A 24,492-nucleotide genomic window follows, 5' to 3' on the forward strand; every position below is an offset into this window, starting at 1 on the left:
AACTTGGCCGCGCCAAGTTTTTTGATTTTCATTTCCGATTAAAGATATGCAAACATAAAAACGGATGGTCTGTTGAATGTGTATGTTTTACTGCATTTTCAAGATCTTCCTGTGCGTGAGTCATGGCGGAAGGATCGAACTCCGCTCCAACTTCCTGCAGCTGGGAAGAAGTTGCGGCCAGCGCCTTTTGTATCTTACTGAAGTGCTCGCTGTTCAGCATAAAATAGATCACCTCTCAAATAGAAATAATCATCATTCTATGCCGATGCTTCACTTTCTATACATGCTTCCTGAATGATTGGCACATGACCTGCACAAACTACAACAGATATTCGATCGAATATCCATCTTCACAAATTTATTCTATCCGGGAGTGATGGTTACATGAGTTATAAAGATCGATTAGATCAGCATTCTGAATTGTTTCATCACAATTGGACGCGGCCGAAACGCTCTAAATCGCAGGTGAACGGCCACACCGAAATGTCCCAGACCAACATTATTTTACGGAGCAATGCAAAAGCGCACCGCTGGTAATGGCAGAATAAATGTAAAGATGCCGGAGAAGACGCTGTTTCAGGCGTCTTCTCTTTGTTGCGGCTTTTTCCGCTGCGGCCTCACTTTAGCCCAGTACTGATAATAATCCGTTTTGATAAAACCGTTAAAGAGCTTGCGCTTTTTTGTCGCTTTTCTTCCGTAAACCTCTTCAAATTGTTCATTTGACGTTAACATGTAGATAGACCAAGTATCAAGAGATTCAAATGCCCGGCCCATTTCTTTATACATCCGCTCGACTTCCTTTTTTTCGCCGAGCCGTTCGCCGTACGGAGGGTTTCCGACGATTACGCCGAATTCGAGTTTCGTCGTAAAATCCTGCACCCGCATTTGCTTGCATTCAATCAGGTCTCCAAGCCCCGCTTCTTCTGCGTTTTCTTTGGCGATGTTGACCATCCGGTGATCCACATCACTGGCAAAAATCTGCAGCGGCTGATCATAGTTCGCCTTTTCTTCCGCTTCAAGACGCGCTTTGTCCCACAGTTCTTTTCCGATCCATTCCCAGTCTTCCGACACAAAATCTCGGTTAAACCCGGGAGCAATGTTTTGCCCGATTAAAGCGGCTTCAATCGCTATCGTGCCGGAACCGCAGAACGGATCGACGAACGGACGGTCAGGCGTCCAGTTCGTTAACAGAACTAAAGCGGCAGCAAGCGTTTCTTTTATCGGAGCTCCGCCCTGGTCAACCCTGTATCCCCGTTTGTGAAGGCCTGTTCCCGATGAATCCAGCGTGATGACGGCTTTATCTTTTAAAAGCGAAATCTCCACCTTGTACTCGGGACCCGTTTCTTCAATCCATTCATTTTGGTTTCTTGATTGCAGTTTCAGCTTTTCCGCTATCGCCTTTTTGACGATCCGCTGGCAGTCAGGCACACTGGCAAGCACTGATTTCACGGACTTTCCGATAACGGGAAATTTTGCGTTTTCCGGAATGTATGCGCGCCAGTCAATCGCTTTTGTTTTTTCAAACAGCTCATCAAACGTTTTTGCCTGAAACTCGGCGACCTGTACTTTGATGCGGTCAGCCGTCCGCAGCCATAAGTTAGCGCGGCAGATCGCGAGCGCGTCCCCTTCAAATATGACTTTTCCGTTGTCTACTTTGCATTCATAGCCTAAATCACGCACTTCTTTGGCGACAATCGCTTCAATTCCCATCGGCGCCGTCGCGATTAGTGTGTACTTCTTCATCGTATCACCCTGTCTCTTTTCAGCTTTCATTTCATTCAAGATAAAAGCTCCCCTTTAAAGGAGAGCTCTAATTTGTCATATCAATAAATGTTTAACGTTCTGTAAGCCATGTTTTGTTCCATCGTACTGCAATCGGCTCATCACCTCGTACTCAGGCGGCAATCATCTATCTACAGAAAGCATTCTGTCCTTCTATCTGTTCAGTTCCTTCAAGAAGGTTCCCCTACCAAAATTTGGGTTTCTCGCTCGAGGGGTTTACCGCGTTCCACTCTCAACATTTCTGATGAGACTTCGTCACTGTGGCACTTTCAAGGATACTCAGCCATATCCGGAGACTTAGGCTTTTTTCCTGCCGTCAGCCTATCAAGGCTGCCCTAGCTTATTTCTTCGCTAGGCACGAACACTACGGGCATCTCAGCACCGTGCGAGCATGGACTTTCCTCTACAGATTCAAAGATCTGCAGCGATTACCCGAACGTTAAGAACACTTGTTCATTATAAAGCAACTTGTCTCATTTGACAAGTGCATCTGTCTTATTCGTCGTAAAGCTTGCTGCCGAATACATGTTTCTCAAGGTTGGACAGCCTTTTCAGAATGTCAAAGTTGGTCGTATTCGACTGCACCGGCTGTTTTTTGCTTGCTTCTTCAAGCTGTTTTTTCAGCTGCAGATTTTCCTGCTGAAGTTCTTCAATTTCTTGATGGAAGGTTTCATAATCCTTAATAATCATATCTAAAAATTTGTCAACGTCTTCTTGTCTGTAACCTCTAACGCCTGTTTTAAATTCTTTTTCCAAAATGTCTTTCGCAGAAAGCTTTACTTTATCAGCAAGCATCTTTTTCACCTCGTATCGTGAATCATCATGTTATATTTTATTCAGAAACACGTCCCGTTGTCAAATGTTCTCTGACATGTTATGTAAAGAAGTCTTCTTCTTCAACGGCAGCCCGGAGATCGTCCATCGTAATCGAATAAATCGGATAACCGTCTTTTTCACGGCGTTTTTCCGCCTGCTGCAGCATATATTTCGGCGATCCTTCCATTTCAGGATCATATAAAAGCAAAAGCGCATCTGACTTTTCAATAAAAAACGCGTTTTTCTGCCGGAATTGAAGCGGGCTTTCATATGGCCGATGCGTCAGGCTCTCCTCATAATCTGCCTGTGCAAGCACAGATTCATACATTTCTTTATTCGGTTCCTTCCACTTTTCTTCCTGGCCGTAGAACGGCGTGATTACAGCAACCTTTAATTCCGGATACTCTTCCCTGAGATCGTACGCCGTTTCTGCCGCCCATAGTTCCGTCCCCAGCTGTCCGGATATGAGAATCCATTCCAAGCCTTCGTCAAGAAAGCTTCTGAGTCTGGCTTCTATCGCCTTTTTTATATAAACAAGCGCCCGGTCATCATGTTTAAAGATACCGAGTTCAAACGGCTTGTACCCTGTTACGGCTAATACTTTCAATTGATCACCTGCTTTAAAAAATGGGGCTCCCATCGGGCCCCATTTTGATTTGCTGATATCCTTACCGACCATGCTTAAACGTTCAATACTAATGATCGCAGCAAGGGCTTCCGCACTGAAAATGCTGGTGAGTTGTCGGGTCAACATTTGAAAAAGTGTGCGGAAAGTAATGAACGTGCTCAAAGTTGTGGTGATTTACGTTAGTTGTATGTTGCGGATGAATATGCGGCACAACCGTGTTAGTAAAACAATGGTGTTCACAGCAATTAGTCGGATGAACAATCGGCGGCATTACGTTTGGTCTGCAGCAATGATGATGATGATGGAACATGCTAAATCCCCTCTCCATTAACTTTTATTACACTGTTAGGTTATGAAGATAAGCGGGTGCATGTTCTAATTCAATCACCCAATTTAGAAGTGCATCAGCAGACTGTCTTTAAAATTCGAAAATACAAACGCAATCAAAAAAACCACGACAAAGAACAAGTAAAAAACACCTTTATACATACCAACTCTCCCCTATAAATAACTAACGCTATTTTACAGGATGCGGCACCATTCTACAACAAAATCGATGCTGATTCAGAAAAAAATATTTTTGGCGAAACAGCTCGGCTTTTGCGCTTTCCCGGGCAATATTTCAAGAGGAATATTTCCTCTTCAGCCGGGCAATTCTCACATGGAGTTTCTCGGCTTCTTTTTCCGATATTTCTCCGTCTTTTGCGGCCAGCTGCGCGGCCTGCAGAGCTTTTTTGAAATCTTTTGCATGATGCTCAAAATAGATCGCCAGCTCAACCGCTGATTGATGTCTGCATATGTGAAGATCAGAGCCCGTCAGTTTCTCCCAAAGGGGCACGGCGTCTTGCCTGCGGTTTTGTTTTTTATAGAGCATCGCTAAATCAAAAAGGGCCCGATCCGAATTTTCAAAGGCTTTGCCTCGCAGCGCTTCCAGCTGTGAAACAGCCCGATCGGTTTCTTTATGGGCGATAAACCACTTCGCCATGGCGTAGGCTTCCTGATGTTCCGACGTCTGATCAGCGGATGCAAAAATCTTTTTTGACATATGGATGTATAGAGCAATAAGGGAGAGCACGTCTTGTTCATTATGCAGGAGCACTCCCTTTAAAAGATCGGGATCCTCCGCCTTTAAAAATTGGAAATACAGCATCGGCGCCAAATACCCGGGCGTGTCTTCACCCCTTTTAAAGGCAAGCTCTTCATTTTCAACTGCCGAAAGCGATACACGCTCCAGCTTATGTTTCCAAAGCCGTCTCGCCCCGTGCAGAAGATCAAAGTGGCCGAATTCAGGAAGTTTCGGAAGTCTGTCCCGCAGCAATGTGTGTCTTGTTTTGACCTGAGGCCAATCAAAGGCTTTGCCGTTATACGTAACAAGGGACGTAATGTCAACCTCACTTAAAAAGCTTTGGTAAAGAGCCGCCTCGTTCCCCGGCTTGGGAAGCAGATGCTGTTTGACTGTGACACGGTCTTCATATACCCTCGCATGACCGAGCAAAAAAATCATATTGCCGGCCCCGCCGCCGAGTCCGGTCGTTTCAGTATCAAAGAAAAACAGCTGGCTCTTTTCGTATCCTTCGGCTGATAAAGTATGCGTCAAACCGCCTTTATTCCATAACGCCATGACGTCATCAAGTTCACTGAAGCTGTACCGTCCGTGGCGGTGCGAAAGCGGATAAACGGTTTCGCGGATAAGACAGTATTCATCTTCAAAGAAGAAAGGCTTAACTCCGAATGCCTCCCATTCTTCTTTAAACGGGACTTGAATATCCGGGTCCGAAAGCGAAGAAGCAGCAGGCTTTATTTCAGCTTCCGGAATATTCAGGTGGTTTTTCATCCGCTTTAATTTATTTTTCAAGGACATCTTTCGTCCCCCTTTTCTTTTACACGTAATTCAAGAGCCGGAGAATCGCTTTCTTTGCATCTATTCCCTCTATTTCGGAGCCGATGCAGGAAGGACATCCGTCTTGACATGGACATTGTCTGATCAGACGCATAGCCCCTTCATTGATTTCATCAAATCGTTTATATACTTCATCAGCAAGTCCGATTCCGCCCGGATAATGATCATACAAAAAGATTGTCGGCAGTCCCGTATGAGCCGCTTTGATCTGCGGCACGACATGCACGTCATTTCGGTCGCACATGACGTATACAGGCACGATATGCTGCAGGACGTGAGCAATGCCTAAAAGCAGCTGCTCAAGCGTTTTTTCGCCGATCTCAGAATCCGTCTCTTTTAATTCAAGCCAGGCTGCACTTGTATGCAGCTCTTCTTCAGGAAGATGAATCGGTCCTGATCCTATATTTTCAAATGTCGTCATTTTTATTTTTTTAAATATCGTTGGAAGGGCATTCACGGTCACGTCCCCGAAATGGATGGCCGTTTTCCTTCTGCTGTCCGTTCTGTCGATTTCCAGCACTTTCAGCTGCACCGCTAAATTGGCATCCGTATAATATTCGACATCGACTTTTCGCACGTATGCTTTTTTGTGCTCCCAATCAAGCTTTTCAACCTGATACTGCACCCCTTCATGAAGATAAATCGCTTCATCGTGAAGAAGCGTCATCGCGCTGAAGCGGTCCATTTCTCCGATAATTTTCACATCGGCCGTCTCTGATTGGTCCACGATGACCACGTTTTCCTGCGAAGCCGAACGAAGACTGATGTTTGAAGCGGGAAATGAATCGCTCGCCCAGTGATATCGTTCACGATTTTCATGAAGCACCCCTTCTTCTTCTAAATACTCGAGAATGTCTTTTGCCTCATTTTCTCCGAATGTTTCCTCGGCTCTGAAAGGCAGCTCATACGCCGCGCATTTCAGATGATCGACCAGTATAATGAGGTTATCAGGATTAATCCGTGCAGATTCAGGCGAGCGTTTAAAGAAATAATCAGGGTGGCGCACAATATATTGGTCAATCGGATCAGAGTTCGCGACCATCACAATCAGCGCCTCCCCCTGCCGCCGTCCGGCCCGGCCCGCCTGCTGCCACGCGCTCGCAACACTGCCCGGGTATCCCGTCATCACGCAGACCTGAAGCTGGCCGATATCAACGCCGAGCTCCAGCGCATTTGTGCTGACAACACCGAGAATACTGCCGTCTCTTAATCCCCGCTCTATTTCTCTTCTTTCTTTCGGAAGATATCCGCCGCGATAGCCTCTGACAGACTTCGCGCCGATTTCTTTTTTTACGATTTCCTGAATGTGGCTTAAAATAATTTCAACCCTGACGCGGCTTCTTGCAAAAACAATCGTCTGGATCTTATTTTTCAGAAATGTTTTGGCTAGCTCGTTCACTTCCACGGTGGCGCTTTTCCGAATATGCAGCGGTTTATTCACAATCGGCGGATTGTAGAAAGCAAAGTGCTTTCTTCCGCTCGGAGCGCCGTTGTCGTCAATCAGCCTGACAGGATTTCCCGTCAGCTGCTCCGCCAATTCCCTCGGATTGGCGATTGTTGCGGATGTGCAGATAAATGACGGCGTGCTTCCGTAAAAGGCGCAGATTCTCATTAAGCGGCGGATGACGTTTGCCACATGGCTGCCGAATACGCCGCGGTACGTATGTAATTCATCAATGACGATATATTTCAGGTTTTCAAACAGACTCACCCATTTTGTATGATGGGGAAGAATGGCTGAATGAAGCATATCGGGATTTGTAATCACAATGTGTCCGGCCTTTCTGACCTTCTGCCTGATGGCCGGAGAGGTATCGCCGTCGTAAGTAAAACTTTTGATGTCCATGCCCATCTCATCTATGATTTCGTTCAGTTCGCTTTTTTGATCCTGTGCAAGCGCCTTTGTCGGAAATAAATAAAGCGCGCGGCTTGTGGAATCTTCCGCAATAGACTGGAGAACCGGAAGATTATAGCACAAAGTTTTTCCGGAGGCCGTCGGTGTGACGGCCACGATGCTTTCTCCGTTTTGAACCGTCTGAAAAGCGGAGTATTGATGGGTAAAGAGCCGTTCGATTCCCCTTTTTTCGAGAGCCGCCCGGATCTTCGGGTCCACTTGATCGGGCATTGGCATGGTTTTGGCCTCCCGCGGTTCCTCTTCATGCCAATGCACAATATTTTCGTGATCTTTTAATTCCTGAATCAGTTCGCTCAGTGATTTTTTCTTCATCGTTCACACCTCTTTATGAGGTACAGTTTACCGAATATTTGTTTGCCTGGCTAGATGAAAATACTTTACAAGAAAAAAAGCAGGGAATCAGCCCCTGCCTACTTCATTTTTATTGTAAAAAGCTCTGTTTGTCCTTTTTTCGCTTCATTTGCGCCTGCAAATTGCAAAGGCTCCGCGGCATCGCCGTTCATAATGACCATAGGGATGACGGTGCTGCTTGCTTTTTCTTTTATTAAATCCAGATCGCAGGTTAAAAGCAGGTCGCCTGTCTTGATTTTGTCCCCTTCTTTTACGTGTGCTTCAAAGCCTTCTCCGTTCATGTTGACGGTATCCAAACCGACATGTATCAAAAGTTCCGCTCCGGAAAGGGTGCGGATGCCGACTGCGTGTTTTGTATGAAACAGCTGAATCACTTCTCCCTCAGCCGGTGAAACAATATCTCCGTTTGCAGGTTCGATGGCGATCCCGTCCCCCATCATTTTTTGTGAAAATACGGGATCCGGCACTGAAGCCAAATCCATTACCGCTCCGTCAGCCGGAGAAAAAATCACTTCCTCGGCCGGCTTTTTCCGGCTGTCTCCCAATCCGAATAATTTTTTCAGCAATGTGTTGTGCTCCCCTTCCTAAATGTGAGTCCGTTACCAGTTTATTCTCCACTATTTAACCATACTTTCTTTTTTCCTTCAATTCTTAACCATACGGGATAACAGCGCATAGTCTGTTGTAAAAAGGCGGTGATCCTATGGAACAAAATGAAGACGATAAACGTTATTTGGAAAGAAATGAAGACATCCTCAGCCATGCGATGGATCAATTTTTTCACTCAGGCCCCTTCTCAGAATTGATGCAGGGTTTTCAGCATCTTGTCAATTCTGCTTTTACTGAAGCACAAGTAACGATTGACGTCAGAGAAGAGCCCTCGGGCCTTGCGGTTGACATCAGCGTCCCTCCGACGTTCCGTGACGGGGATATGCTGGTGGAAACGAAAGGGTGCTACCTCCACGTAACAATCCGGCACGATCACAAGCAAGCCCATTCATCCCACGTGTCTTCAAGCATGACAAGAACCGTCGTCCTCCCTTATGAGGTGCGGGAAGAAGATATGGAAACATCCTGGAATGAGCACACGCTTACCATCTTTTTACCTAAAAAATAAGCATGAATGATAGACATCATTCATGCTTTTTATTTAAAGATACTGGTAAATCCTTTCACCAGCGATCCGACCTGGTTTACGGCGCTTACCATCTGCCCCGTTGTATCTATCATTTTATTAAAGTCAAACTGTCCATTTGTCTTTTTAAACTGTGAGAGTATCCCTGAGAATTGGGAAGGCTGCTGCTGATTCGGTCTGGGAACGGGGTAAGGATTCACAAATCCCGGCGGCCCCCCGGGCATGCCTGCCTGAGGCGGGGCGGGAGTGTACGGCTGCTGCATATGACCGTATTCCTGATTCGGATAAAATTGCGGCGGAAACTGCCCTTGCTGATGATACGGCGGCTGCTGCAATGGCTGCTGTATTTGCTGCGGATACGGCTGCGGCTGTAATGGCTGCATCTGCTGCTGATTCGGCTGCTGCAGCGGCTGTATCTGCTGCGGATAGACATATCCCGCCGGCTGCTGGTACATATTTTGATACGGCTGCGCTCTCCATTGCATATGACATTCCCCCTGTGCCTCTCGCTTAGTTTCTTCTATATATGTATGAATCCCGCCTTGGTTATGTGCTTTCGGAAAGCCTCATCTTTGTCAAATGCTGTCGAAAGTCTTAATTTTTTAAAAACAGAAAAAAGTCGAATCGTTATGTTAACATAATCTCAACATACATGAGAGGGGATGCACCATTATGAACGTATCATACTTAAGAAAACGTTTTGCAGAAGTGAAAAAATATGAAACAGATTGTGCAGATAAACTGATGGACTTTGCCAAGTTCCTCTATATTCAAGGCCATCTCACCGCAACCGAATTTCGTAACAGTATGAAGGTTCTCGAAGCAAGTGGAGCAGAAAACCCGGCGTATGAATAACATACCCGACCCCTTTATATAAAAGAAGGCAGCTGTTTCAGCTGCCTTCTTTTTCAATTTCATCTCTCAATATACGAAGCGTATATAAAACAGATTCAGTTAGATCCTTGTATCTTTTTTTATGAATATGATGAACATATGATTGGAGGATCAGCTCTCCGAAATTTTCTGAAACGGCCTGAATTTGGGCGTGATGAACGTATTTCGGACGGTTTTCCTGAATAAACGCAAGCGCTGCTTCAGTCCAAATCGCGCAAAGCCGGTCTTTTTTTTCAACATCGGGTTTAATCACATCAAAAAAATCATATGAACGGCCGGTTTCTTTTCCTTCCTGATATCTTCTGTCGGCTTCAAGAGCCGCCTCTATCATTTGTACTGTCAGTTTCAATAACGACTGTGTCTGCAAACGGACTCACCTCAGTACATATCGTACCAAAGTTTTCACATAAAATCAGCTGATCCGGCAGGCTCTCGGCAAATCCTTTTTACGACGGTCAGTCAAAAACAGATCATCAATACAAACATGAAGCTCGCGGGCCTCTTCTTCAATGCGGGCAAGCCGGTCCTGCCTGATTTCTTCAGCTTCCGCCTGACAGGACTTAACTGCCTGTGTAAGCGTCTTTTCAGCGGCAGAAATCCGGACTTCGATATCAGAAAGCAGACGGAGAATATCAGCCTTACTCGTGTAAACAGACATTCATGTTCCTCCCTTTTGTCACTTGCGTCTCTCCTGATATAATTCTCGTTTTCATACCGCTCTCCTCCGCACCTGACAAAACTAGAAGCAGTTCGGCAAACAAACAGATATTAACCTAAAAGACGGACTTTTCGACAAAAAAGTGCCGCAAACTTTGTATGAACCGGCACGTTAATGCAAACGATACAGTTGAGGAGGTGCCGTATGAAAACGAGACCGAAAAATGCAGGTAAACAGCAAAAAAACGAATCAAAAACGACTGATACGCTTGATAAAAAATTAGGCGGCCCAAACCGCCCTTCTACGTAAGACACCGCCCGAAACCTCAGCGAACGGTTTCGGGCTTTTTATTTTTTAAGCCACTCTTTAACCGCGAAAAGCGCGTGGAGTTCCCGCCTTTTCTGTAAATACCAGTCCGTCAGTTCAAGCTGTTTCGGCATTTTCTCCTGTAAAAAAGCCCCTTTCCTTAACCTTTTTTGAAACCAATCCGCCTTTTTGCCGTCTAATGAGTGGGCAACAATCGGATAAGTTGTCCTCAGCATCGGTGACGTTCTTTTTTTGATGCCGATCATTTTCTCCATATCAAAGCGCGAGCCGGTATGAGGAACGGTATCGAGAAAACGGTAAAAAGAAGCGTGAAGATCAGGACTGAACAAAAGACGGGCAAGCTGTTTTCCGAGCGTAATTCTTTCTTCTGTTTTTGAAAACCGTTTGACGGAAATTCCGTATAAACATCCGTCAAATGAGGGGAATATCACTGTGTTAAAGTGAAACCAATCACTTAAATAAAAAGGAATCGTACCAAAAACATTCTTTTTAAACGAAGGATTTTGTATAATAGGTGCTTGGATAGTGTTTTGTTCATTTATAATAAGAGCATACATGAGCCGTTCCGTATCCCCGTCACGCCAAAAGCGGAGCCATTCTTCCTGCATGAAAGCCGAGACGCGGAAATGCGGAAGATGACAGAAAAGAGGTTCGCCGATCTGTTTTGACCACTGGTAGATCAGAAGCTGAGGATAGGCATCAGAAAAAATCAGCCAATTCGCCCTCTCATACGAAAGGAAAAACCAGTTTTTCTGCCTGCTGTCAAGACCCTCCTGATAAAGGACGCCTCTTAAATCAGTCATCGACCAGCCCGCATTGCGGGACACAAAAGATGCCAAAAGCGTCCATTTGATTTCAGGATGGCGGTCATAATATGCTTTATAGGCATTTGTCCTAGAAATGTTATCGGCATTTCTTATTTTCGTCTCTTTTTCGATCTGATGAAGAATGGCTGTTACGGTCTGTCGTTTATGCACGTTCATTCACTTCCGTCACTATGAGTTTGATAAGGAGGATGGAAAAAGTGATTCGGTATCCGAATGGAAAAACTTTTCAGCCGAACAAAACGGTTTCATCCCAAAACAGCCAGAAACGGTCCCATTCATACAGTAATCGCGGCATGACCCTCGAAGACGACCTGAATGAAACGAATAAGTATTATCTGGCTAACCAAATTGCGGTTATTCACAAAAAGCCGACTCCCGTCCAGATTGTAAACGTCCATTATCCGAAAAGAAGCGCCGCAGTCATTAAGGAAGCTTATTTTAAGCAGTCTTCGACAACCGATTACAATGGGATTTATAAAGGGCGCTACATTGATTTCGAAGCAAAAGAAACAAAAAACAAAACGGCATTTCCCCTGCAGAATTTTCATGACCATCAAATTGAGCACATGAAGCAGGTGGTCAGGCAAGACGGCATTTGTTTTGTTATTATATCCGCTTTCGAAAAGGTTTATTTCCTCGAGGCCGACAAGCTGTTTGTCTTTTGGGAGAGAAAGGAGAACAACGGCAGAAAGTCGATTCGCAAAGACGAATTAGAAGATGCTTCCTTTCCGATTTCCCTTGGATACTCACCGAGAATTGATTATATTAGTATTATTGAACAGCTTTATTTTTCGCAGGGACAGTAGACTGAGCGAAAGGTTGATTAACGAAAGGTTGAGATGTTATGTCAGATCAATTTAAGAGCCGTGAAGAACGCCGCAAGGCTAGGCAGACGAAAAGCCCCAAGTCTTCTTCACCGAAAAAAGGAAAGAAACAGCGTAAAGGCGGTTTATTCAAAAAGATTGTGCTGTCTTTGGTTATTCTGTTTGTCCTTGGCATAGTCGGCGGAGCCGCGGCATTTGCCGTTTTAGTTTCCGGTGCGCCGTCTTTGGACGAAGCCAAGCTGAAAACGCCTTACTCTTCAACAATTTACGATAAAAACGGCAAAGAAATCGCGGAAGTGGGCGGCGAAAAACGAACCTACGTCCCGATTAAAGATATACCCGATGTTGTGAAAGAAGCATTTATCGCAACAGAGGACGCCCGTTTTTATAAGCACCACGGAATAGACCCGATCCGGATCGGCGGCGCCTTGGTCGCCAACTTTACGGATGGTTTCGGTTCAGAGGGAGGAAGCACGATCACCCAGCAGGTTGTGAAAAACTCGCTTTTGACCCATCAGAAAACGATTAAACGGAAAGCACAGGAAGTGTGGCTTTCACTGCAGTTGGAGCGCCATTATTCTAAAGATGAAATCTTAGAAATGTATTTAAACAGAATTTATTTCTCACCGCGCGCCTATGGCGTCGGCAAAGCGGCTGAAGAATTCTTCGGCGTAAAAGATTTGAGCAAGCTTACGGTTGAACAGGCGGCAACGCTTGCCGGAATGCCGCAAAGCCCGACGGGATATAACCCGGTTAAAAATCCGAAGGCTTCCGAAAAACGCCGGAACATCGTTCTCAGCTTAATGGAAAAACAAGGATTCATTTCAAATTCTGAATACCAAAAAGCGAAGAAAGTGACCATGAAAGATGAAGGCGTCGTCAGCCAAAAGGAATACGATAAAAAGGACACAAATAAATACAGCGCTTTTGTCGAAGAAGTCATGAAAGAAATTGAGACAAAAGAAAAGAAAGACGTCGATATTTCAACTGACGGATTAAAAATTTACACGACCCTTGATACAAAAGCACAAGATTATCTTGATCAATTGATGAACGGAGACACGGCCGGCTTTACCGAAGGCATGCAGGGCGGCGTCACCCTCCTTGATACGACAAACGGAGAAATCCGCGCCATCGGAGCAGGACGAAATAGAACTACCGGGGGATTTAACTACGCGACAGACACTCGACGCCAGCCAGGTTCAACGATAAAACCGATTCTTGATTACGGGCCGGTCATTGAAAATAAAAAATGGTCGACGTATGAGCAGATTAATGATTCTGCATATACGTACTCTAACGGCACACCGATCCATGATTGGGACAATGATTACAAAGGACAGATATCTATGCGTCAAGCTCTCGCAGACTCACGTAATATTCCGGCTCTGAAGGCATACCAAGCAGCCGGTAAAGATAATGCGGTCGACTTTGCGAACGACTTAGGACTAGGATTAAACAAAGACAGTGTTACGGAATCTTATTCGATCGGCGGTTTTGGAGCTGATAATCCGGGCGTTTCCCCTCTGACCATGGCAGGCGCCTACAGTGCGTTCGGAAATAACGGAACGTACAATGAACCGCACGCTGTCACATCGATTGAATTCAATGACGGCACTAAGCTTGATTTAACACCGAAACCGAAGAGTGCTATGAGCGATTACACAGCGTTCATGATTACCGATATGCTTAAAACAGTGGTGCAATCAGGAACGGGTAAACTGGCTCAAGTACCGAACGTGGAAGTCGCCGGTAAAACGGGTACGACAAACTTTACTAAAGATGATATTCAAAAATATAACATTGCTCCAGGCGGAGTCCCAGACTCATGGTTTGTCGGCTACACCCCTCAATATACAGCGGCGGTTTGGACCGGTGTTGAGTCTGGCAACAAAGCAGGCAAAAAATCACTGTCATCGACAGACCAGCAAGTCGCAAAACGGATTTTCCAAAAGCTGATCTCATACGTTGATGACGGTAAAGGAAGCTTCAAGCAGCCTGACAGCGTCGTAAAAGAAACAGTTGAGAAAGGCTCGAATCCTGCCGCTTTAGCCGGACCTAATACGCCGGATGATAAAAAAGTGACGGAGTACTTCGTGAAAGGAACGGAGCCTACTGCCGTTTCTAAAACGTACGCAAAAGAAAAAGCCGATAAACCGACTGGCTTGCAAGTGAAATACGACAAAGATAAAAAATCATTAACTTTAAGCTGGGATTATGACGGCGATGCAACTTTCAATGTCAAACAATCCGTTGACGGCGGAAGCTACAGTGACATTCAAAACAGTTCGGCAAAAGAAGCCGTCGTCTCAAATGTCACCCCTGGGTCCACATACAGCTTCCAGGTGACAGCGGAAAATGATGACGGAAAAAGCGATACGGCATCAGCATCTTTCAAAGTTCCGAAAGATGAAGAAGACAATGCAGATAAAGATAAAGCGACTGACGATGAACAGAAACCTGATGATAAGGATAAAGACAAGACCCAAACCGATGATTCGAAAACAGACGATAATCAAACAGATACGTCAGACGGATCGGATCAATCACCAACCGATGACCCGAATAAAAATCCGGACCAATCCGATCAGGATCAAACGGATAATAACAATCCGAATCAGCCTGGTAACGGGACGGATAACAATGGACAGCAAGATAACGGCTCTGATAATGGTTCCGATACCGGTTCAGACGGTTCGAAAAAACCTGACAGCGGCCAGAAGGACAAAAACCAAGATTCATCTTCAAATGTCAACGGGCAGTCCAATTCGTCAACCATCCAGTCAAATCCCGCTCATTAGCGGACGGAATCCTTCACCTCAAACAGGTGAAGGATTTTTTTCATACAAAAAAACCTCCTTTTCTTATAAGGAGGTTTTTATAATTTGTTCATAGCTTCATATTTATGATATTGTTTTGTCATCTCCGTCATCAATTCGTCCAGCTGAATAAATGAGTGAAATTGAGTCGGTTTTGTTAAAATAAACGCCACTCTCTCCGCCCAATTAATCGGCTCCGCGGGAAAATGCTTGGTTTCAAGCACAGACCAATCAAGTGATGTGACCCGCTCCCCTGCCGTCCAATGAAACGCGGCAATCAGACAGGCAATCCCCTTCAGCATATCATTTTGATCACACCTGGATTTTCTTGTTTGAAAAACGGGAAGCAGCGCTTCTTTCGTTTCGTTCCAAATCTGAAAAAGAAACGGAACATATTCGCTCCTTTCCGTCCACGGCTTCACTTTTGGCTGACTGCTGAAATCCATATACAGCGGATGCCGGCGCAAAGCCGCTTTGACCTCTAAGCTATCCAGATCCGTAAGACTGCGCAAGTATGTTTCATAGCCTGCCAGAATATTAATCGCCGTCACCGTTTCACCAGCCCTTTTTTGTCACGCTTTTGCCCTTCCCTGCATAACGAAAGCAAAGGACATTCCGCACAGCGGGGAGATTGCGCTTTACAATGATACCGCCCGAAAAATATTAATCTGTGATGTGTGACAGACCAATCCTCTTTGGGCACTTTTTTCATTAATGTTTTCTCTACTTCCAATACAGAGTCCTTCCAGCGGCAGATGCCTAGCCTTTTCGAGACACGTTCCACATGAGTGTCCACAGCGATTGCCGGTACGCCGAAAGCAACGGATACGACCACATTTGCCGTTTTCCGTCCGACACCCGGCAGCTTCACAAGCTCATCCCGGTCTTTCGGCACTTCTCCGCCGTACTCTTCGATGATCATTTTGCTCAGTTTTTGAATATTTTTGGCTTTATTTCGGTACAGGCCGATTGATTTAATATCCTGCTGTAGTTCTTCCAGCGGAACGGCAAGATAATCTTCAGGCCGTTTATATTTTTGAAATAGCGTTTTTGTCACTCTGTTAACGAGAGCATCCGTACATTGCGCAGATAAAGCGACTGCCACAACCAGTTCGAAAGGATTTGAATGGACAAGTTCACATTCTGCGTGCGGAAACATATCACCGATTTTATCAAGACAATATTCAATCTGCTTTAAATTTAACACGTTTCTCCCCTTCTCAAGTTACTGTTCCAGCCAATTGTAAAAAGGCACCTGTCTCGTATACTCTTTTTGCGGTTCATTTTGTTTCGTCTGAACACGCCGGAATTTTTGGCTGTGCGCCTTCGCCTGCTCAACCGTTTTGAAGCCGTTCTTTTTCCATTCAAATAAAATCCGGTCAATATAGCGAAAACTGAGCTTTCCTGATAAGACAGCTTCTTTTAGCGCATGTTTAATCAGAATTGCATCATGCTGATCCTGGTCCTGCCATATGGCCAGCGTCTCACATTCAAGCGGAGACAGCGGTCTTCCAAACTCTTCTTCAAAGATGGTGTACAGGCTTTTTTGTTCTCTTTCTGACGTTCTTTCCTGCGTTTCATTTTGTGAATGCTGCATGTAATCATACAGCTTCGCCCATAAAGGCTGCAGAGAATATTTTTCGAACTTTATGCCGTTATGGTCTTCACATTCTTCAATAAACAGAAAACCTTTTTGAATGAACATTCTCAGGCAGCTTGTACATTCTTCCGCAGAAATGGACATCCCTGACTGCAGTTCAAACGGCGTCGGAAAATAAGAACCCTTTTCCAAATGCATTTTAATCTTTAAAAGCAGAATCAATTCGGTTTCATTCAGACCGAGCTGCCGGTAATGTGTCAGCAGCAGGTTGGGAATGCTTGAAATACCGAGTTCCTGCATATCTATAAATTGCTGTTTTTTCATCCTTACACCTCTTACTGTAAAAGGTTATCTCCGGGAGCTTTCCCCTTTACTTAGAAAAAGTCTCCCTTGCAGGAGACTTCGTTTTTTAAAACTATTACGGATACAGACGGTTCAGAAGTCTCGGGAACGGAATCGTTTCACGCACGTGAGGCGCTCCGCTGATCCAAGCCACTGTCCGCTCAAGTCCGAGGCCGAAGCCTGAGTGCGGAACAGAACCGTATTGTCTGAGTTCAGCATACCATTTGTAAGCATCTGAATCCAGACCGTGTTCTTTTAATCTTTCTTCCAATAAATCCATATCGTGAACGCGTTCAGATCCGCCGATGATTTCCCCGTAGCCTTCCGGAGCGATTAAATCGGCACATAGCACGACATCGTCACGATCTTTGGCAGGCTGCATATAAAACGGTTTTAATGAAGTCGGATAATGAGTGATAAACACCGGTTTGTCATAGCTTTCTGCAATCGCTGTTTCATGCGGCGCACCAAAGTCATCTCCCCATTCAATATCGTCGAATCCTTTTTCTTTCAGGAACTCGATCGCTTTATCGTACGTAATGCGCGGGAAAGGCGCTTTGATTTGTTCTAATTTGGACGTGTCTCTTCCCAGTGTGTTCAGCTCGATCTTACAATGTTCCAGCACGCTTTGTACGATGTAAGAAACATAATTCTCCTGAACTTCAAGGTTTTCTTCAAATTCAACAAATGCCATTTCAGGCTCAATCATCCAGAATTCGATGAGATGGCGTTTCGTTTTTGATTTTTCCGCTCTGAATGTCGGTCCGAATGAGAATACTTTTCCCAGCGCCATTGCAGCAGCTTCCATATACAGCTGACCGCTTTGAGACAAGAAGGCGTCTTCGTCAAAATATTTTGTCGCGAACAGCTCAGTCGTGCCTTCAGGAGCGCTTCCCGTCAAAATAGGCGGATCAACTTTCACGAAACCTTCTTTGTTGAAAAATTCATAAGTCGCACGGATGATTTCGTTGCGGATTTTCATAATCGCGTGCTGGCGTTTCGAACGGAGCCACAAATGTCTGTGGTCCATTAAAAATTCCGTGCCGTGCTCTTTAGGTGTAATCGGATAATCGGTCGCTTCGTGAATGACTTCAATGGATGTGACTGCAAGCTCATAGCCAAGCGGTGAACGCTCGTCTTCTTTCACAATCCCTTTTACGTAAAGTGACGTTTCCTGCGTCACTGATTTCGCGATTTGGAAGATGTTTTCTTCAACTTCAGCTTTGACGACAACTCCCTGAATGAAGCCGGTACCGTCTCTCAGCTGTAAAAATGCGATTTTACCGCTTGAGCGTTTATTTGCGACCCAAGCTCCAATCGTTACTTCCTCGCCTGTGTGTTTATACACTTGGTTGATTGTTGTTTTCAAAATCTTTCCCTCCAGAACAAGAAAGACATTCAGGAATCTGCCTGAATCTCTTTTTTCATCACTTTATTATACCCGTTCTACTCTTACGGGGTCAATGCAGATGAAAAGCGGCTTCAAAAGCCGCTTTTTCAGAATCAGCTATGTTTTTCCGTGAAGCGGCGGATTCTTTCGACCGCTTCTTCTAAAAGATCAAGTGACGTTGCGTAAGATAAACGGACGTTGTCCGGTGAGCCGAAGCCGGAGCCCGGTACGATGGCGACTTTTTCTTCTTCCAGAAGCGCCTTCACGTATTCATCAACATCTTTGAATCCGCAGTTTTCTGCTGCGGCTTTGGCGTTAGGGAACAAGTAAAATGCCCCTTCAGGCTTGACACAGGTAAATCCGGGAATTTCGCTGAGCTGAGCATAGATGGTATTCAGTCTGTGCTCAAATGCCTGTCTCATCTCTTCCAGCGGTTCAGCAGGCCCGTTATATGCCGCAATGGCGCCGTATTGAGCGATAGACGTCGGATTTGACGTGCTGTGGCTCGCAAGGCTCGTCATCGCTTTAATAAGCGTCTCAGATCCCGCCGCATAACCGATTCTCCAGCCCGTCATGCTGTGGGATTTCGACACGCCGTTGATGATGACCGTCTGCTCTTTCAATTCATCGGAAAGCTGTGCGATTGAGACGTGTTTTTTTCCTCCGTATGTAAGCTTCTCATAAATTTCGTCAGAAACGATCAGAATGTCATGCTCCAGACACACTTTTCCGAGTTCACTAAGCTCTTCTTTCGTATACATGACACCTGTCGGATTGCTCGGTGAGTTGATAATGATTGCTTTTGTTTTCTCAGTGAGTGCCTGCTTCAGCTGCTCCGGTGAAATTTTAAACTGATTGGACTCCAGTCCTTCCACATAGACGGGACGTCCTCCTGCCAATTTCACCTGCTCAGGATAGCTTACCCAGTAAGGAGTCGGTATAATCACTTCGTCTCCTTCATCGAGAATGACCTGAAATAATGTATATAGGGCGTGCTTCGCTCCGGTGCAGACAATGATTTCTGACGGTTTATATTCAATCCCCTGGTCGTTTTTGAATTTTTCAGCGATGCTGTCTTTCAAGGCCGGCAGACCGCCTGAAGGCGTATATTTTGTGTGGCCTTCATTCATGGAACGCACCGCGGCATCTATAATGTGCTGAGGCGTATTAAAATCAGGTTCTCCTGCTCCGAGGCCGATGACATCATGGCCTTCTGCTTTCAGCTCTTTCGCTTTTGCGGTAATTGCAAGTGTTGCAGACGGTGTTAATGCGGATACTCTTTTTGCCAATTTCAACTTGAACTCCCCCTAATACGTCTCACGGTGTGATGTTTTTGAGAATCTTGCCGCTTGTAAAGTCCACATAGCTAAAACTATACTGCCCGTTTTTGTTGATGTAGGTCACTTCCCATAATGGAACATCGTTTTCTCTCGCCGGGTGAACGTCATTCAGCTTTGAAACAAGCCCTGCGTCTTGAACGATTTTGGCAGCCTTGCTGCTTGAAATGCCGTCACTGGCTTTTTTCGAGAGAATTTTTGCTTTTTTGTCGGCCGGGACCCATACATACATGTCTTTTCCGTGTTTATCCGTTCCGGACACAACGTAATACTTCTGTTTACCGACAAAGGTTTCCACTTTCTCAGCATCTGTCAGATCCGTTTTTTCTTTAGCGGCTGCAACAGCTGTGTCGTGGCCTTCCTCTTTTTGAGCCATTGCAGATTTAAAAATGCTGGCCGAAAATAAAAGAACCGCTAAAAAAATAATACCAAATACGGCTGTAAATATTAACGCTTTTTTTCTCATCTTTTTCACCTATGTGCGATAAATGGTGAAGACCGCTTCATTTTGATTTTCTTCGTCAAGCGCCAGTCCGAACATCAGATTATCTCTTTTCAAAGTCCGGTTTAATGTATCGACGATTTTATATAAATCATCTGAATGCTCCACATTAATTGTAGAAAGAATCTCAATTTTGCTTTCCATTTTTATACCCTCCATCGGTCGAACAAATTTTGTTAGTCATAACGGGATCCACGCGCGGCATAATAAAATCACAAGGCGGCATGAACCCGCTTTTATCATATAAACAATTCCTCATCCCACACCACGAAAGCCGCGTTTATGCGGCTTTTATTCCGTTTGGCTGACGTAATCCCTGAGTTCGGCATCCGTCAGTTCCAAAAGGGATGAAGTCGGGAGCGCATCAAGAAACAGCCGTCCGTACCCCGCCGTCTTTACACGCTGATCTAAAAGAACGATCGTTCCTTTGTCTCCCGCCGTACGGAGCAGACGCCCGATTCCCTGCCTGAACGTTAACACGGCCTCAGGCAGAGAAATCGTCTGAAACGGGTTTTTCCCCTGCTTCTTGGCGAATTCACATTTTGCGGCATGAAGCGGATTATCAGGCGCCCGGAAAGGAAGCCTTGCAATCATGACGGTTGACAATTCATCCCCCGGAAAATCAACGCCTTCCCAGAAATGATTCGTCCCGAGCAAAATCGCCCGGCTTGCCGTTTTAAAGGTTTTCATTAATTTACCGGGACTTCCGCCCGAGATGCCCTGGCCGAGAAGCTGAATGCCTGAGATCTCCATACTGAGTTTCAATTCCTGATACACTTTTTTCAGCATATCATGAGACGTAAACAGGATAAGAATCTTCGGCTGTTTTCCCTTTGACATGATTTCAGCATACTTGGCAATATGCTCAATAACTTCCCGCTCTCCGTCATATTTGAGGGATTTCATCTCTTTCGGAATGATGACGTTCATCTGATCATCATAAGAAAAAGGAGACGGGATGCTTTTGGTGCGCGGATAAAAATCCGACAGTCCGAGCCTTTCAATCATAAATTGAAAAGACTGCTCCACCATTAAGGTCGCAGATGTGAGCACTACGCTTTTTTTACGGGCGAAAAACTGGTCTGCCAGCATTTCACCGGGCTCCAGCGGCTGTGCATAGATGCTGACGGCGTTTTTTGCGCCCTTGGCATCAATTTCAATCCAAACGGCTTCTTTCTCATCATTTTCAAACAGCAGTCTGCTGAACGTATCGCGATATTCTTTCAGCCCTCTGATGCATTTTACATACTCGGCCGCTAAAAAGGCCGCTCCGCTCTTCATCTCATCAAGCTTTTGATGCAACAGTTTCTCCTGTACTGAAAACACGTCGAGCAGCTGATCCAGCATCGCGCAAAGCCGCTCCGCTCCGTCCGTTATCATGTAAAGGCCTTTATCCTGGCTTTTATGATTCAGACTATAGACGAGACGGTTCAGATCGTCTTTAGGTTTTCTTCGTTTGACAAAAGAATGCACCAAACTGAAAAATGCGTCACTTTCAGATTGAATATGCTTCATCCACTCATCGGCGTCAAAAAAACTTTCGGCCGGCAATTCATACGTATAAAACAGTTTTCTCATCCGCTTTAACAGCCCGTGTTCTTTTAATATTCCGATGCGGCTGAGCTTTGTGTGCAGCCCGATGTACGAAGCTCTCCGCCCTAGATGCTCGCTGGCGGCTCGTTCGAAATGATGCGCTTCATCAATGATGACCGTTCCGCTTGCGGGCAGTTTTTTTGTTTCACTGCTTTGATCTGCAAACAGCAAAGCATGGTTGGTGATAATCAGATCTGCGGCCTGCGCTTTTGCTTTTGCCCGTTCATAAAATTCGGCGGCGGAGTTCTTCCCTTTTTTCAAAAAAGAATCCTCATCGTAAGACATGCGCTCCCACAGCAATCTGCCGCCCGAAGGAAGATTCAGCTCGGCGGCGTCGCCCGTTTCAGTCTCTGTCAGCCAGACGAGAAGCTGTGCTTTCGTCAGAACCGCATCATAGTTGTCATCTTCCTCATGCAGAATATGTTCAAACTTGCGCAAGCACAGATAATGCGATTTCCCTTTTAAAACAGCGGCCTTAACCGGCCATGGAAACATACGCTCCAAAAGCGGAATATCTTTAGACATGATCTGCTGCTGCAAAAGAGTAGAGTACGTGCTGATAATGACGGGAGTTTGTTCCGCTTTAGCAAATAAGACAGCCGGAACGAGATAACCGATTGTTTTTCCGATGCCGGGCGCCGCTTCTACCAGCGCATGCTCCCGGTTGCAAAAGGCGCCAAGCACTTCATCCATCATCGCAAGCTGCCCTTTCCGCTTTTCATAGCGGGGGATGATGTCAGATAAGAGCTGTTCTTTTTCATCGTTCCATTTTTCAAGATCAATGGCAGCACTCACCGGACGGGAAGCCGGAATTTGTTCGGGCTCTTTAATTGAAAAAGACCCGTACGGAATGCAGCTCTCTTCTGCCGCCGGTCTGCTTTCATGTATAAAAGAATCCAAAAGCAGCGTCAAATCGCTGATAAAATGCTGTGAAAGCCTTCTAAGCTGCTTTAACGTCGGCAAAGGCAAATGTTTCAGTTTATGTAAAATGTCTAAAAAGATCAGCCCCGTAACCTCCGCATCGCTGTCTGCGCGGTGAGGCCGGTCATGAACAATATTCAGCTCCGTGCACAATTCACCGAGCTTATACCCTTCAAGCCCCGGAAAAACAATACGCGAGAGCTCAACCGTATCAAGCACTTCACAATCCGGCAGCTCATAGCCCGCTTCGCTCAGTTCATGCCGGACAAATCCGAGATCAAAATGAATATTGTGGGCAACAAAATACGCGCCGTCAAGCAGATGAAAAATCTCTTCTGCGACCGCTTCAAACGGCAGTTCATTTTCAACCATACCGGATGAAATGCCGGTCAGCTGTTCAATAAATGGCGGAATGGCCTGATTCGGATTGATATATTTTGAAAACCGCTCAGTTATTTGTCCATTTTCAATGACAACCGCTGCGATTTGAATGATTTTATCGCCCTTTTTCGGCGAATTTCCTGTTGTTTCGACATCTATGACAACGAACCGTTGCTTGTTCATTAAAATGGACACCTCAATTCTTGCATACGAGAAAAGTGTAACACGTTTTGCTGAGAAATGGAGCGGAAAAACAGCTTTTGCCCCTGAATCTTAAAAGAAAACCCCCATGAAGGGGGCTCTTTTACAAAATCGTGTGCGCCGGCTCCTGGCCCAGCATCTGCTCGATTTTATTCTGATCGTCCAAAACCGCCACCTTCGGCTGATGGCTTTTTGCTTCCTGATCAGACATCATTTGATAAGAAATAATAATGACTTTATCTCCTGGTTGGACGAGGCGGGCAGCAGCTCCGTTTAAACAGATCACGCCGCTCCCCCGCTTACCGGGAATAATATACGTTTCAAGTCTCGCTCCGTTGTTATTATTGACGATTTGAACTTTTTCATTAACGAGCATTCCGACGGCATCCAAAAGATCTTCATCAATCGTAATGCTGCCGACATAGTTCAAATTGGCTTCCGTCACGGTAGCGCGGTGCAGTTTTCCGGCCATCATAGTGCGGTACATATTATGATCTCTCCCATTCATCAATATCAATAATGATATTATCAATCAGTCTTGCTTTAGAAAATTGAACGGCGCAGGCCAGAATGACCTTGCCGTTTAATGTTTTAAGCGGAGTCAGCTCCGGATAAGCGTACAATTCGGCATAATCAATGACGCCGCTTGTGTTTTCGATGATATCGGTGACGGTTTTTATGACGGTTTCCGGATTTCTTTCACCGTCTCTGACCAGTTCGGCACCTTGCTGCAATGCTTTATAGATCATCGGCGCTTCTTTGCGTTCCTGCTCAGTCAGATAGACGTTGCGAGAGCTTTTGGCAAGTCCGTCTTCTTCTCTGACCGTATCCACCGCAACCAATTCGATATCCATAAAGAAATCCTCAATCAATCCGTCCACAACTGCTGCCTGCTGGGCATCTTTCAGCCCGAAATAGGCGCGGGTCGGTTTAACGAGATTGAAAAACTTCGTCAGCACAGTAGCCACTCCGTCAAAATGACCGATGCGGGAGGCGCCGCATAACACGTCAGTTCTTCTTTTTACATGCACGGCAACATTTTGCTCGCCTTTATACATGTCACTTGCAGACGGCGTAAACAATACATCTGCCCCCGCCTGTTCTGCAAGCCGGGCATCGCGGTTTAAATCACGCGGATATGCTTCGTAATCCTCGCCCGGTCCGAATTGAGTCGGATTGACAAAGATGCTCATCACGACAATATCGTTTTCTTTAGTTGCTTTTTCAACCAGCGTCAGATGTCCTTCATGAAGAAAACCCATTGTCGGGACGAATCCGATCGTACGGCCTTCTGAGCGGAATTGCGCAATCAGTTCTTTCAGCTGTTGAGTTTCTGTCAGTTGTTTCAT

Annotated in this window: 28 protein-coding genes, 1 other RNA gene and 1 pseudogene; 6 read left to right on the plus strand and 24 right to left on the minus strand. The window is 45.5% G+C overall.

From position 1 onward, the window contains the following. Nucleotides 1-28: 28 nt before the first annotated feature. Entirely contained in the window at nt 29-220 is a 192-nt protein-coding gene (locus tag AADZ70_RS06160) for a hypothetical protein (RefSeq protein WP_049628671.1), read from the minus strand. A gap of 164 nt (nt 221-384) precedes the next feature. Between AADZ70_RS06160 and AADZ70_RS06165 the strand changes: the two genes are divergently transcribed. Then, the gene (locus AADZ70_RS06165) at nt 385-537 is read left to right on the plus strand and encodes a YpzG family protein (RefSeq protein WP_003153548.1); all 153 of its coding nucleotides are present in this window, start codon (nt 385-387) and stop codon (nt 535-537) included. Between the two features lie 39 nt (nt 538-576). Here the strand turns inward: AADZ70_RS06165 and AADZ70_RS06170 are convergent, their stop codons facing one another. From AADZ70_RS06170 to AADZ70_RS06210, 9 genes and pseudogenes are all read right to left on the minus strand, one after another. After that, the gene (locus AADZ70_RS06170; RefSeq protein WP_316099219.1) at nt 577-1,743 is read right to left on the minus strand and encodes a class I SAM-dependent RNA methyltransferase; all 1,167 of its coding nucleotides are present in this window, start codon (nt 1,741-1,743) and stop codon (nt 577-579) included. 97 nt (nt 1,744-1,840) lie between these two features. Next, nucleotides 1,841-2,222, minus strand: an RNA gene (rnpB, locus tag AADZ70_RS06175) — RNase P RNA component class B. A gap of 55 nt (nt 2,223-2,277) precedes the next feature. Beyond that, nucleotides 2,278-2,577, minus strand: coding sequence for a cell division regulator GpsB (gene gpsB / locus AADZ70_RS06180; protein WP_003153541.1), 300 nt, complete (start codon nt 2,575-2,577; stop codon nt 2,278-2,280). A gap of 79 nt (nt 2,578-2,656) precedes the next feature. Further along, a complete protein-coding gene (locus AADZ70_RS06185) occupies nt 2,657-3,205 on the minus strand; it encodes a DUF1273 domain-containing protein (RefSeq protein ID WP_029575374.1) in 549 nt (182 codons plus the stop codon). A gap of 88 nt (nt 3,206-3,293) precedes the next feature. After that, a complete protein-coding gene (gene cotD, locus AADZ70_RS06190; protein WP_076982573.1) occupies nt 3,294-3,536 on the minus strand; it encodes a spore coat protein CotD in 243 nt (80 codons plus the stop codon). 83 nt (nt 3,537-3,619) lie between these two features. Further along, nucleotides 3,620-3,727 (minus strand): annotated as a pseudogene (locus tag AADZ70_RS06195) (hypothetical protein); the annotation flags it as partial. Nucleotides 3,728-3,848: 121 nt separating this feature from the next. After that, complete coding sequence (locus AADZ70_RS06200; protein WP_342007876.1) at nt 3,849-5,087, minus strand: ribonuclease H-like domain-containing protein; 1,239 nt, start codon at nt 5,085-5,087, stop codon at nt 3,849-3,851. A gap of 19 nt (nt 5,088-5,106) precedes the next feature. After that, nucleotides 5,107-7,353, minus strand: a complete 2,247-nt coding sequence (locus AADZ70_RS06205; RefSeq protein ID WP_342007877.1) for a DEAD/DEAH box helicase — start codon at nt 7,351-7,353, stop codon at nt 5,107-5,109. A 98-nt stretch (nt 7,354-7,451) separates the two neighbouring features. Beyond that, the gene (locus AADZ70_RS06210) at nt 7,452-7,958 is read right to left on the minus strand and encodes a PTS glucose transporter subunit IIA (protein WP_016939058.1); all 507 of its coding nucleotides are present in this window, start codon (nt 7,956-7,958) and stop codon (nt 7,452-7,454) included. A 137-nt stretch (nt 7,959-8,095) separates the two neighbouring features. On the opposite strand from AADZ70_RS06210, the gene AADZ70_RS06215 reads away from it, so the two are divergent. Then, a complete protein-coding gene (locus tag AADZ70_RS06215) occupies nt 8,096-8,509 on the plus strand; it encodes an Hsp20/alpha crystallin family protein (RefSeq protein ID WP_045927220.1) in 414 nt (137 codons plus the stop codon). A 29-nt stretch (nt 8,510-8,538) separates the two neighbouring features. On the opposite strand, the gene AADZ70_RS06220 is transcribed toward AADZ70_RS06215, so the two are convergent. After that, entirely contained in the window at nt 8,539-9,012 is a 474-nt protein-coding gene (locus tag AADZ70_RS06220) for a YppG family protein (RefSeq protein WP_064779092.1), read from the minus strand. A gap of 187 nt (nt 9,013-9,199) precedes the next feature. Here AADZ70_RS06220 and AADZ70_RS06225 point away from each other — a divergent pair, with 187 nt between their 5' ends. Beyond that, nucleotides 9,200-9,382 (plus strand): YppF family protein, encoded by a 183-nt coding sequence (locus AADZ70_RS06225; protein WP_003153532.1) that lies wholly within the window; start codon nt 9,200-9,202, stop codon nt 9,380-9,382. 37 nt (nt 9,383-9,419) lie between these two features. On the opposite strand, the gene AADZ70_RS06230 is transcribed toward AADZ70_RS06225, so the two are convergent. Further along, the gene (locus AADZ70_RS06230) at nt 9,420-9,788 is read right to left on the minus strand and encodes a YppE family protein (protein ID WP_045927218.1); all 369 of its coding nucleotides are present in this window, start codon (nt 9,786-9,788) and stop codon (nt 9,420-9,422) included. A 45-nt stretch (nt 9,789-9,833) separates the two neighbouring features. Then, nucleotides 9,834-10,079 (minus strand): DUF5446 family protein, encoded by a 246-nt coding sequence (locus tag AADZ70_RS06235; RefSeq protein WP_016939062.1) that lies wholly within the window; start codon nt 10,077-10,079, stop codon nt 9,834-9,836. Between the two features lie 204 nt (nt 10,080-10,283). On the opposite strand from AADZ70_RS06235, the gene sspM reads away from it, so the two are divergent. Then, nucleotides 10,284-10,388 (plus strand): acid-soluble spore protein SspM, encoded by a 105-nt coding sequence (sspM, locus tag AADZ70_RS06240; RefSeq protein ID WP_016939063.1) that lies wholly within the window; start codon nt 10,284-10,286, stop codon nt 10,386-10,388. Nucleotides 10,389-10,426: 38 nt separating this feature from the next. Here sspM and AADZ70_RS06245 read toward each other — a convergent pair whose 3' ends face one another. Then, nucleotides 10,427-11,389 (minus strand): DUF2515 domain-containing protein, encoded by a 963-nt coding sequence (locus AADZ70_RS06245; protein WP_342007878.1) that lies wholly within the window; start codon nt 11,387-11,389, stop codon nt 10,427-10,429. A gap of 41 nt (nt 11,390-11,430) precedes the next feature. On the opposite strand from AADZ70_RS06245, the gene recU reads away from it, so the two are divergent. Together recU and AADZ70_RS06255 are read left to right on the plus strand one after the other, a co-directional pair. After that, the gene (gene recU, locus AADZ70_RS06250; protein WP_029575375.1) at nt 11,431-12,039 is read left to right on the plus strand and encodes a Holliday junction resolvase RecU; all 609 of its coding nucleotides are present in this window, start codon (nt 11,431-11,433) and stop codon (nt 12,037-12,039) included. A gap of 38 nt (nt 12,040-12,077) precedes the next feature. Further along, nucleotides 12,078-14,858, plus strand: coding sequence for a PBP1A family penicillin-binding protein (locus AADZ70_RS06255; protein WP_342007879.1), 2,781 nt, complete (start codon nt 12,078-12,080; stop codon nt 14,856-14,858). Nucleotides 14,859-14,935: 77 nt separating this feature from the next. On the opposite strand, the gene AADZ70_RS06260 is transcribed toward AADZ70_RS06255, so the two are convergent. The 10 genes from AADZ70_RS06260 to panC form a co-directional block, all read right to left on the minus strand. Beyond that, complete coding sequence (locus tag AADZ70_RS06260) at nt 14,936-15,427, minus strand: YpoC family protein (protein WP_342007880.1); 492 nt, start codon at nt 15,425-15,427, stop codon at nt 14,936-14,938. After that, nucleotides 15,424-16,083, minus strand: a complete 660-nt coding sequence (gene nth / locus AADZ70_RS06265; protein WP_016939068.1) for an endonuclease III — start codon at nt 16,081-16,083, stop codon at nt 15,424-15,426. Before nth ends, AADZ70_RS06260 begins: the two co-directional genes overlap by 4 nt. An 18-nt stretch (nt 16,084-16,101) precedes the next feature. After that, nucleotides 16,102-16,800, minus strand: coding sequence for a DNA replication protein DnaD (gene dnaD / locus AADZ70_RS06270; RefSeq protein ID WP_016939069.1), 699 nt, complete (start codon nt 16,798-16,800; stop codon nt 16,102-16,104). A 94-nt stretch (nt 16,801-16,894) separates the two neighbouring features. After that, entirely contained in the window at nt 16,895-18,187 is a 1,293-nt protein-coding gene (gene asnS, locus AADZ70_RS06275; protein ID WP_016939070.1) for an asparagine--tRNA ligase, read from the minus strand. A gap of 134 nt (nt 18,188-18,321) precedes the next feature. Then, a complete protein-coding gene (locus tag AADZ70_RS06280; RefSeq protein ID WP_342007881.1) occupies nt 18,322-19,503 on the minus strand; it encodes a pyridoxal phosphate-dependent aminotransferase in 1,182 nt (393 codons plus the stop codon). Between the two features lie 22 nt (nt 19,504-19,525). Continuing rightward, nucleotides 19,526-20,011, minus strand: a complete 486-nt coding sequence (tseB, locus tag AADZ70_RS06285; RefSeq protein WP_342007882.1) for a cell wall elongation/penicillin-binding protein regulator TseB — start codon at nt 20,009-20,011, stop codon at nt 19,526-19,528. A 9-nt stretch (nt 20,012-20,020) separates the two neighbouring features. Next, the gene (locus AADZ70_RS06290; RefSeq protein ID WP_003153512.1) at nt 20,021-20,191 is read right to left on the minus strand and encodes a YpmA family protein; all 171 of its coding nucleotides are present in this window, start codon (nt 20,189-20,191) and stop codon (nt 20,021-20,023) included. Nucleotides 20,192-20,338: 147 nt separating this feature from the next. Further along, nucleotides 20,339-23,125 (minus strand): ATP-dependent DNA helicase DinG, encoded by a 2,787-nt coding sequence (dinG, locus tag AADZ70_RS06295; protein ID WP_342007883.1) that lies wholly within the window; start codon nt 23,123-23,125, stop codon nt 20,339-20,341. A 121-nt stretch (nt 23,126-23,246) separates the two neighbouring features. Then, nucleotides 23,247-23,630, minus strand: coding sequence for an aspartate 1-decarboxylase (panD, locus tag AADZ70_RS06300; protein WP_045927211.1), 384 nt, complete (start codon nt 23,628-23,630; stop codon nt 23,247-23,249). A 1-nt stretch (nt 23,631) separates the two neighbouring features. Beyond that, nucleotides 23,632-24,492: a pantoate--beta-alanine ligase gene (gene panC / locus AADZ70_RS06305; RefSeq protein ID WP_342007884.1), complete on the minus strand. Its 861-nt coding sequence runs from the start codon at nt 24,490-24,492 to the stop codon at nt 23,632-23,634.

Origin of the sequence: Bacillus sp. YBsi01 (genome assembly GCF_038406745.1) — a bacterium.
Taxonomy (GTDB): domain Bacteria; phylum Bacillota; class Bacilli; order Bacillales; family Bacillaceae; genus Bacillus; species Bacillus siamensis.

Coding starts and splice junctions, on each gene's coding strand:
- AADZ70_RS06225 (WP_003153532.1), top strand. CDS start 9,200: ATGAACGTATCATACTTAAGAAAACGTTTTGCAGAAGTGAAAAAATAT.
- AADZ70_RS06170 (WP_316099219.1), bottom strand. CDS start 1,743: ATGAAGAAGTACACACTAATCGCGACGGCGCCGATGGGAATTGAAGCG.
- AADZ70_RS06205 (WP_342007877.1), bottom strand. CDS start 7,353: ATGAAGAAAAAATCACTGAGCGAACTGATTCAGGAATTAAAAGATCAC.
- AADZ70_RS06255 (WP_342007879.1), top strand. CDS start 12,078: ATGTCAGATCAATTTAAGAGCCGTGAAGAACGCCGCAAGGCTAGGCAG.
- dnaD (WP_016939069.1), bottom strand. CDS start 16,800: ATGAAAAAACAGCAATTTATAGATATGCAGGAACTCGGTATTTCAAGC.
- AADZ70_RS06235 (WP_016939062.1), bottom strand. CDS start 10,079: ATGTCTGTTTACACGAGTAAGGCTGATATTCTCCGTCTGCTTTCTGAT.
- tseB (WP_342007882.1), bottom strand. CDS start 20,011: ATGAGAAAAAAAGCGTTAATATTTACAGCCGTATTTGGTATTATTTTT.
- AADZ70_RS06220 (WP_064779092.1), bottom strand. CDS start 9,012: ATGCAATGGAGAGCGCAGCCGTATCAAAATATGTACCAGCAGCCGGCG.
- AADZ70_RS06200 (WP_342007876.1), bottom strand. CDS start 5,087: ATGTCCTTGAAAAATAAATTAAAGCGGATGAAAAACCACCTGAATATT.
- AADZ70_RS06160 (WP_049628671.1), bottom strand. CDS start 220: ATGCTGAACAGCGAGCACTTCAGTAAGATACAAAAGGCGCTGGCCGCA.
- AADZ70_RS06215 (WP_045927220.1), top strand. CDS start 8,096: ATGGAACAAAATGAAGACGATAAACGTTATTTGGAAAGAAATGAAGAC.
- AADZ70_RS06165 (WP_003153548.1), top strand. CDS start 385: ATGAGTTATAAAGATCGATTAGATCAGCATTCTGAATTGTTTCATCAC.
- sspM (WP_016939063.1), top strand. CDS start 10,284: ATGAAAACGAGACCGAAAAATGCAGGTAAACAGCAAAAAAACGAATCA.
- gpsB (WP_003153541.1), bottom strand. CDS start 2,577: ATGCTTGCTGATAAAGTAAAGCTTTCTGCGAAAGACATTTTGGAAAAA.
- dinG (WP_342007883.1), bottom strand. CDS start 23,125: ATGAACAAGCAACGGTTCGTTGTCATAGATGTCGAAACAACAGGAAAT.
- cotD (WP_076982573.1), bottom strand. CDS start 3,536: ATGTTCCATCATCATCATCATTGCTGCAGACCAAACGTAATGCCGCCG.
- panD (WP_045927211.1), bottom strand. CDS start 23,630: ATGTACCGCACTATGATGGCCGGAAAACTGCACCGCGCTACCGTGACG.
- AADZ70_RS06245 (WP_342007878.1), bottom strand. CDS start 11,389: ATGAACGTGCATAAACGACAGACCGTAACAGCCATTCTTCATCAGATC.
- AADZ70_RS06290 (WP_003153512.1), bottom strand. CDS start 20,191: ATGGAAAGCAAAATTGAGATTCTTTCTACAATTAATGTGGAGCATTCA.
- panC (WP_342007884.1), bottom strand. CDS start 24,492: ATGAAACAACTGACAGAAACTCAACAGCTGAAAGAACTGATTGCGCAA.